Source organism: Mucilaginibacter sp., assembly GCF_041663085.1.
In the GTDB taxonomy this organism is placed as follows: domain Bacteria; phylum Bacteroidota; class Bacteroidia; order Sphingobacteriales; family Sphingobacteriaceae; genus Mucilaginibacter.
Genome location: NZ_JBAZRC010000052.1, coordinates 20,721 through 28,493, shown reverse-complemented (window position 1 = coordinate 28,493; position 7,773 = coordinate 20,721). Strand labels below are relative to the sequence as shown.

At 42.8% G+C, this 7,773-nt stretch carries 8 protein-coding genes; 6 read left to right on the top strand and 2 right to left on the bottom strand.

Translation table 11 applies throughout. The features are described from left to right. Positions 1–154: 154 nt before the first annotated feature. Together gatC and WC615_RS11610 are read right to left on the bottom strand one after the other, a co-directional pair. Positions 155–442, bottom strand: coding sequence for an Asp-tRNA(Asn)/Glu-tRNA(Gln) amidotransferase subunit GatC (gene gatC / locus WC615_RS11615; RefSeq protein ID WP_372978259.1), 288 nt, complete (start codon positions 440–442; stop codon positions 155–157). Then, a complete protein-coding gene (locus WC615_RS11610) occupies positions 417–1,169 on the bottom strand; it encodes a lysophospholipid acyltransferase family protein (protein ID WP_372978258.1) in 753 nt (250 codons plus the stop codon). The genes gatC and WC615_RS11610 overlap by 26 nt, the downstream gene beginning before the upstream one ends. A gap of 41 nt (positions 1,170–1,210) precedes the next feature. Here WC615_RS11610 and trpS point away from each other — a divergent pair, with 41 nt between their 5' ends. From trpS to yidC, 6 genes are all read left to right on the top strand, one after another. Beyond that, positions 1,211–2,206 (top strand): tryptophan--tRNA ligase, encoded by a 996-nt coding sequence (gene trpS, locus WC615_RS11605; protein ID WP_372978257.1) that lies wholly within the window; start codon positions 1,211–1,213, stop codon positions 2,204–2,206. A gap of 128 nt (positions 2,207–2,334) precedes the next feature. Continuing rightward, positions 2,335–2,949, top strand: a complete 615-nt coding sequence (locus WC615_RS11600; RefSeq protein ID WP_372978256.1) for a deoxynucleoside kinase — start codon at positions 2,335–2,337, stop codon at positions 2,947–2,949. A gap of 12 nt (positions 2,950–2,961) precedes the next feature. After that, positions 2,962–3,426 carry a hypothetical protein gene (locus WC615_RS11595; protein ID WP_372978255.1) on the top strand — a complete coding sequence of 155 codons (465 nt, stop codon included), beginning with the start codon at positions 2,962–2,964 and terminating at the stop codon, positions 3,424–3,426. A gap of 235 nt (positions 3,427–3,661) precedes the next feature. Then, on the top strand, positions 3,662–5,272 hold the full coding sequence (locus WC615_RS11590; protein ID WP_372978254.1) for a CTP synthase: 1,611 nt from the start codon (positions 3,662–3,664) through the stop codon (positions 5,270–5,272). A 27-nt stretch (positions 5,273–5,299) separates the two neighbouring features. Continuing rightward, positions 5,300–5,794 carry an SRPBCC domain-containing protein gene (locus tag WC615_RS11585; RefSeq protein WP_372978253.1) on the top strand — a complete coding sequence of 165 codons (495 nt, stop codon included), beginning with the start codon at positions 5,300–5,302 and terminating at the stop codon, positions 5,792–5,794. Between the two features lie 28 nt (positions 5,795–5,822). Then, positions 5,823–7,661 (top strand): membrane protein insertase YidC, encoded by a 1,839-nt coding sequence (gene yidC, locus WC615_RS11580; protein WP_372978252.1) that lies wholly within the window; start codon positions 5,823–5,825, stop codon positions 7,659–7,661. Positions 7,662–7,773: the final 112 nt, after the last annotated feature.

Genomic DNA, 7,773 nt, shown 5'->3' with positions numbered 1-7,773 from the left:
TCTTGCTTTGTGATAGCTGTTGGCATGTTCCGTTTTTTGTTACTTTGACAGCAAAGTGGTATGAAATGTTACAGTGTGAAGAGATAAAAGATATCAAGAGTCAGGAATCAAGATTTTGTCTTCGTCTTGACTCTTATGTCTTGACTTCCTGGCTCTATTTTATCACCTTCTCCACTAAAAAGTAGCTTTCGTCATGGTCGGGTGCGTTTAGCAGGGCCTCTTCGGTTGTGATTTCCTGTTTAACCACATCCTCGCGCAAAACATTCGGCTCGGCAGTCATGTACACAAGGGGTTCAACGCCGGTAGTATCTACCTCGTTGAGCTTGTCCATAAAGCCCAGTATTTTATTCATGTCTTTGATCATGGCCTGCTTTTCGTCGGCGGCAAGTTCAAGGCGGGCCAGGTGGGCTATTTTATCAACCGTTTTCTCGTCTATGGTCATGTTCTTCAATCTTTTTACTGATGATGGCGTACACCTGGTCGCGCAGGGCATCGGCATCATTAATCGTTAAATGCGCCGTTTCAATCGGCTTATGTACAAATATATCACATACCCCCGGTTTAGAGCCATATTTCTTACCATCGTCCCAGAAAATTTTCCAGGTGTTTACAGATGTTACCGGTATAATGGGCACCTTTAGCTCTATGGCCATCCTGAATGGCCCATTCTTAAACTGGTGCAGATCGGGCGGGTAATGATCAGGAATGGTAGCCTCGGGGAATATAATTACGGTAATGCCTTTCTCCAGCCTGCCCATCGCTAATTTAAACGCCCTGAAGGACGCTATTTTACTTTCGCGGTTAACCGGTATATCTACCGTTCGGAAAAACAGGCGTGTAACAATGCCGTCTACCAGCTCTTCTTTCCCCATAAAACAGCAATTACTTTTTACCAGCACGCTCATGGCGGTAATATCAAGGTTACTGGTGTGGTTGGGGCAAACTATATAGGTGTTGCTCCAGTCGATAGGTGCTTCAAAGTGATAATGATACCTCATCCCCACACAAAACGAACTCACAATGCCCCAAACACGGCGCAAACGGTTAAGGTATTTATACCTTTCGGGCTTACGCGAAAAATAGTACATGAAAGGCCATAACAGAAAATAAAAAAATGCTACACTGGCCTGGTAAAGGAATAGGTGCACTTTCTTCAATATCATTTTCATCGCCCTCAAAAATATAAAAAATACTTACTTTCGCCCCCTATATGGAAACTGTTGTTAGTGGTATACGTTCAACCGGGAATTTGCACTTAGGAAATTACTACGGTGCTATTCAAAACTTCGTAAAAATGCAGAACGAGTACAAGTGCTATTTCTTTATAGCCGACCTGCACTCGTTAACTACGCACCCCACCCCTGCCAACCTGCATGGCAACGTGAAACAGGTTTTGGTAGAATACCTGGCGGCGGGTATCGATCCCGAAAAAGCTACCATATACGTGCAAAGCGATGTACCCGAAGTTACCGAGCTTTACCTGTACCTGAACATGAACGCCTACATGGGCGAACTGGAACGCGCAACCTCCTTTAAAGATAAGGTACGCGCCAACCCCGATAACGTAAACGCAGGCCTTTTAACCTACCCGGTTTTAATGGCTGCGGATATATTGATCCACAAAGCAACAAAAGTACCTGTTGGTAAAGACCAGGAGCAACATCTGGAAATGTCGCGCACGTTTGGCAACCGTTTTAACAGGCTTTATAATAACGATTACTTCCCCGAGCCATACGCATTCTCGTTCGGCGAGAATCTGGTAAAAATACCGGGGCTTGACGGCAAGGGCAAAATGGGCAAAAGCGAAGGCGAAGGCAATGCCATTTTCCTTTCGGATACGCCCGAGGCTATCCGCAAAAAAGTAATGCGCGCCGTTACAGATGCAGGCCCTACCCAGGATAACCAGCCAAAACCGCAGGAGATCCAAAACCTGTTCGACCTGATGAACGTGGTATCAGCACCGGATACTATAGCGCATTTCGACAACCTATACAATACCTGCGCTATCCGTTACGGCGACCTTAAAAAACAGCTTGCCGAAGATATGATCATCGCGACAGCACCCATCCGCGAAAAAATTAACGATATAGCCAACGATGCTCCTTTATTAAGGCAGGTTGCCCGTTACGGCGCCGCTAAAGCACGCGAAAGCGCTGCCAAAACCATTAAGGAAGTAAGAGAAATTATAGGTTTCAGGAATTTTTAATAAGTTCATTGTTGATGGTTGATGGTTCATAGCGTATATTAGCCAAGTAGCTAATGTAGTTCGTGCGATGATTACCGACCATGAACTATTATCTATTAACCATGAACAAAAAATCGCAATAAAATAAGATGCACATAGCTATTGTAGGAAATATTGGCGCCGGTAAAACTACCCTTACCGAAATGTTGGCGAAAAATTACGGATGGGAACCCCTTTACGAGGCGGTTGATAATAACCCCTACCTGGAAGATTTTTATAACGAAATGAAGCGCTGGAGCTTTAACCTGCAGATCTATTTCCTGAACAGCCGCTACCGCCAGATTGTAGATATCCAAAAAAACGGTCGCGACATTATACAGGACCGCACCATTTACGAAGATGCCTACATATTTGCCGAGAACCTGCACGATATGGGCCTGATGACCACCCGCGATTACGAGAACTACCAAAGCATGTTTGATAACATTACCGAGTTCATCAAACCGCCGGATTTGCTGGTGTACCTGAAAGCATCTGTACCTACCCTGGTAAACAATATACAACGCCGAGGACGTGAATACGAGATCGGCATCCGGATAGATTACCTGTCCAAACTGAACGAGAAATACGACAAGTGGATAAACGGCTACAAGCTGGGCAAACTGCTGGTGCTTGATAAAGATAATCTTGATTTTGCTAATAACACGGAAGATATGGCCTCTATAGTTGAGAAAATAGAGCGGGAAGTGAACGGGTTGTTTTAGGTAAAAAAATGCATGAGAAAGAAAATAGCTATTATTCTGCTCTGTTTTTTTGCCTCTTGCATAAACCCTAATATTAAAACTTTAGATTTAAAGAATTTCAGTATATCTGTTCCAAAAGATTGGAATTACAATCAGGCTAAAGGTGTTGATTCTTTTGTAGGCGATATAGAAGGGCCAGGCATTACACTTTCATTTGATTTTAGCACAATGGGGTTTGCCAACCACCTATCAGACCTTGAACATGAATCTCAAAATGTAAAAGTTGATAGTAGCGGGGAATACATTATTAAAACTATCCGGCCAAAAATAGCAGGAAAAGGAATAACCGGTATTTATATACAAAGCCGTAAATCGAGTTTAAACTTTCAGATGAATGGTCGGGATCTGGCCGAATTACAGCAAGAACAAGCATTAACTGCATTTAACACTATCAAAATAAAGCAAAAAGGGAATGGCGACCCGTTGCCTTTTAAATAAGCTGCTCAAAACTTTACCCTTGTTAATGTTGTCAACAAAAAACGAAGGCAAACGTTTATTATACCGCTGATTCTTGTCTTGCCTCTTGACTCTCTCCTTAAACTTTTCCCCAACAAAAACCTTTTCCACAAATGTTATTTGAGTGGGCAAATCCCGTTATTTTTCCTACTTTTGTATCCCGTACACAAACAATTGGTTTCGGCCTCAAAACCGCTTACCGGATTTCAAAAAAATCATGACTAAATACATTTTTGTTACGGGTGGAGTTACCTCATCTTTAGGAAAAGGCATTATTTCGGCCTCATTAGCTAAACTTTTACAGGCACGCGGTTATCGCGTAACCATCCAAAAATTCGATCCTTACATTAACATTGATCCGGGAACTTTAAACCCTTACGAACATGGCGAATGCTATGTGACCGAGGATGGCGCCGAAACCGACCTTGACCTTGGCCACTACGAGCGTTTCCTGAACACGCCAACATCAAAAGCCAATAACATTACCACCGGCCGTATTTACCAGAACGTCATCAACCGCGAACGCGAAGGTGCTTTCCTGGGTAAAACCGTACAGGTAGTACCCCACATTACCGACGAGATAAAACGCAACATGCGCATCTTGGGCGAGACCGGCGATTACGACATCGTGATAACCGAAATTGGCGGTACCGTGGGCGATATCGAATCCCTGCCATTTGTGGAAGCCGTAAGGCAGTTTAAATGGGAAGCCGGCCCGGGCAACGCACTGGTTATCCACTTAACACTTATCCCCTTTTTGGCTGCCGCTGGTGAGTTAAAAACAAAACCTACACAGCACTCTGTAAAAATGTTGCTGGAGTATGGTATACAGCCAGATATATTGGTTTGCCGTACCGAGCACCATATCAATATGGATATCCGGAAAAAGATCGCGCTGTTTTGTAACGTTAATATCAACGCGGTTGTTGAATCAATGGATGCATCAACCATTTATGATGTGCCTTTGCTGATGCTGAAAGAAAAGCTGGACCAAACTGTACTGACCAAATTAAAACTGTCGCATAAAAACGAGCCCGATCTGGAAAGCTGGAAAGACTTTTTAGGCCGCCTTAAAAACCCAACATCCGAAGTAAAAATTGGCCTGGTGGGTAAATATGTAGAACTGCCTGATGCCTACAAATCAATCATCGAGGCATTTATACATGCCGGCGCTAAAAACGAGTGTAAGGTAAAGGTTGAATATATCCCGTCTGAACAATTAACCCCGGGCAACGCTATTGAAAAACTACGCGGCCTGCACGGTGTACTGGTTGCACCGGGTTTTGGTGAGCGCGGTTTTGAAGGCAAAATTGAAGCTATCCGTTACGTACGCGAAAACAACATCCCGTTCTTTGGCATCTGTTTAGGTATGCAATGTGCAGTTGTTGAGTTTGGCCGCAACGTTTTAGGTTTAAAAAACGCCAGCAGTACCGAGATGAACCCCGATACCCCTTACCCTGTTATTGATATGATGGCAGATCAGAAAGGTATTACAAACAAAGGCGGCACCATGCGTTTAGGCGCTTACCCCTGCGATTTGAAAAAGAACAGCAAGGCCGCCCTGGCTTATGGTAAAACACACATCAGCGAACGCCACAGGCACCGCTACGAGTTTAATAACAAGTACTTAAAGGATTATGAAAACGCAGGATTAACCCCATCGGGTATTAACCCGGATAATGGCCTGGTTGAGGTTGTTGAGCTTAAAAACCACCCGTTTTTTGTGGGCGCGCAGTTTCACCCGGAATTAAAATCAACAGTTGCTAATCCTCATCCACTTTTTATTAACTTTGTCGCCGCTTCGCTGGCTTATGCCCGCAAGAATTAAGTACGTCAGGAATAGGATAATATAGGTATGAAAGATTTTGACTGGACATCGTTTACAAAACGAATTGCCGTTAAAGCAAGTCTTAATGACATATATAACGCCTGGACCCGCTCTGCAGAAATTGAAAAGTGGTTTTTAGAAAAAGCTGACTTTTATGGTGCAGATGGCGGTTTACTTAGTGCTGATGCTGCGGTTAGCAAAGGTTGCTCTTACAAATGGTACTGGTTTTTGTTCCCCGATTTTATGCCGGGTACAATACTGGAGGCAAATGGTACAAACCTTATACAATTTACTTTTGAGGGCGATTGTATAGTTGATGTAAAACTAACCGAGCAAGGCGGATATACAATAATAGCGTTAACGCAACGTAACATTCCTACCGACGATAACTCTAAAAAGAACGTTAGGTTGGGTTGTTCAAACGGATGGGCATTCTATTTAACCAACTTAAAGTCGGTTTACGAAGGCGGTGTTGACCTACGGAATAAGGACGAAAATTTAACAGTAATGATCAATAACTAAAAAAACAGATCATTCGATACAATAGATAATGGATAAAAATACGTTTACAGGGTTATTCCTGATCATGATCATTATGGGTGCTTCCATATATTTCATGAAACCTTCTGAAGCTGACATTAAAAAAGAGCAGCTTACTGTGCACCAGGACTCGATAAAAAAAGGCCTCATTAAAGCTGAAGCTACCGCTGCTGCAGCTGCCGCCGCTAAAACCGATACCGCTAAAAAATCGGGCGTTGTTGATTCTGCTGTTTTAAAAACTCCTTTTGGCGCCGCTACTGTAGGTACCGAGCAATTTATCACTGTAGAGAACAAAGAACTACGCTTAAAACTGTCAACAAAAGGCGGTCGCGTTTATTCGGCCGAGCTAAAAAACTACAAAACTTACAGCAAAAAGCCGCTTATTTTATTTGATGGCGACGCTAACAAGTTTGGCCTTACCCTAAAAGCCGGCGACAGGACGCTAAACACCAACGACCTATACTTTACGCCAAGTGCCTCATCGTTGCAGGTTGCCGAAAAAGATTCGTCTACCATTACCATGCGTTTAAGCTATAGCCCTACGCAGTATGTAGATTATATCTACTCGTTAAAAGGAGATGGATTTAAGCTTGGCTTAACCATCAAATCAACAGGGTTAGAGCAGGTTGTATCTACCCTTAATGGTTATAACCTTAACTGGAGTACCAGCTTGCACAAACAGGAAAAAGATATTACCCAGGAGCGCCAGTACAGTACCGTGTACTTTAAAAATACCGATAACGAGGTTGATTACCTGAGCGAAACTAAAGACGATAAAAAAACCATTGCCGATAAAAAAATACAATGGGTTGCCTTTAAACAGCACTTCTTTTCTAACGTAATGATCGTTAAGGATGGCATTTCAAAATCAGACCTGGAGGTTGCTACCAATGTAGCCGATACCAGCGATGTAAAGCAAATGAACGCCAACCTGGTAGTTACTCCAAACACAGCCGGTGCAGTGCCGCTTGAATTTTACTTTGGCCCTAACCGTTTTAACACGCTAAAAGCACAGGGTAACGATCTGCAAAAACTGGTTAACCTGGGCTGGGGACCATTAAAATATATAAACCAGTTTGCGGTATTACCGTTATTTAACCTGTTAAACACTTTTAACTGGAACTATGGTTTAATTATACTGGTATTAACCATTGCGCTTAAACTGGTGCTATCGCCGCTTACCTACAAGTCTTACCTATCCATGGCTAAGATGCGTATCATTAAGCCGGAGATGGACGAGATAAAAGCCAAAGTTGGTGAAGATAACCCTACGCTTTTACAGCAGGAGTACCTCAAACTTTATAAAAAGGCCGGTGTAAACCCGCTGGGTGGTTGTTTACCATTGCTGATACAAATGCCGATCGTTATCGCATTCTTCCGCTTCTTCCCAAGCTTATTTGAGCTTAGGGGCGAAAGCTTTTTATGGATGCATGATCTATCTACCTACGATGCGGTGATCACCTTTGGTAAAATACCTTTTATTGGCAACCACATCAGTTTAATGTGTTTATTGATGACCATATCAACATTGATATACACGTACTTCAATAACCAGATCTCGGGCGCTACAGGCCAGATGAAATACATAGGTTACATCACCCCTATCATTTTCCTTGCTACGCTGAACAGCTACCCATCAGGCTTAAACTACTACTACTTTTTGGCCAACATGCTTACCTTTTTACAGCAATACCTGATTAAGTTTATGGTTGATGATAAAAAGATCCACGCGCAGATCCAGGAGAACAAAAAGAAACCGGATGATCCTAAAAAGAAAAAATCGGGCTTCGCTGCTAAAATGGAAGAAATGATGCGCCAGCAACAACAGGTGCAGACGAAGAAAAAATAAGAATAGAGATTGGTGATTAGAGATTAGTTGCCTTAGAAATATTAAACCCATAGCTGTTAGCTATGGGTTTTTTGTTGGGATATATTTTCAACTTTATCCTTAAAAAAGACTA